This is a genomic window from Polaromonas sp. P3_C2, assembly GCF_056402675.1.
On sequence record NZ_JBFUGX010001128.1, the window covers coordinates 1 to 789 of the forward strand.

General features: G+C 65.8%; 1 protein-coding gene. It reads left to right on the plus strand.

The features are described from left to right. Nucleotides 1-789, plus strand: a 789-nt coding sequence (locus tag AC1DWI_RS25105; RefSeq protein ID WP_477726174.1) for a class I SAM-dependent methyltransferase, incomplete at both ends; no start/stop codon positions are given.

The window sequence follows — 789 nt, forward strand, 5'->3', positions numbered from 1 at the left end:
CGCCCGGCTGGGGTTATTACGCCAATGCCTCGCGCAAATTCGGCCTGATGCCGCAGTCGGGCAGCGATTTTGCGACGGCCCCGGAGATGTCCGCCCACTTTGGCCGGGCGCTGGCCAGGCAGGTGAAAGAAGCCCTTGCGGCAACCGGCACCACGGAAATCTGGGAATTCGGCGCCGGCTCGGGCGCCCTGGCGCACCAGTTGCTGGATGCGCTGGGCGACTCTGTCACGCAGTACCGCGTCGTCGATTTGTCGGGCAGCCTGCGCGAGCGCCAGCAGGAACGGTTGCAGGCTTTTGCCGGCAAGGTGGACTGGGTAGCGGAGCTCCCGGCGCAGATGCGGGGCGTGGTGGTGGGCAACGAAGTACTGGATGCCATGCCGGTGAAGCTGCTCGCGCGGCTCAACAACACCTGGCATGAGCGCGGCGTGGCCCGCCTTGAGGGAGGATTTGTCCATGCCGACAGCCCGACCGATCTCCGGCCTCCCATTGAAGTGGAAGGCGAACACGATTACGTCACAGAAATCCATCGGCAGGCGGAAGGCTTCATGCGGACACTGGCCGACCGGCTGGACGCCGGCGCTGTGTTCCTGCTCGACTACGGCTTTCCCGAACACGAGTACTACCATCCGCAACGCAGCATGGGCACGCTGATGTGCCACCGTGGCCACCTGGCCGATGCCGATGCGCTGGCGGACGTGGGCGACAAGGACATCACGGCGCATGTCAACTTCACCGGTGTTGCCCTGGCAGGGCAGGAAGCCGGCCTGCAGGTGCTGGGCTACACCAGCC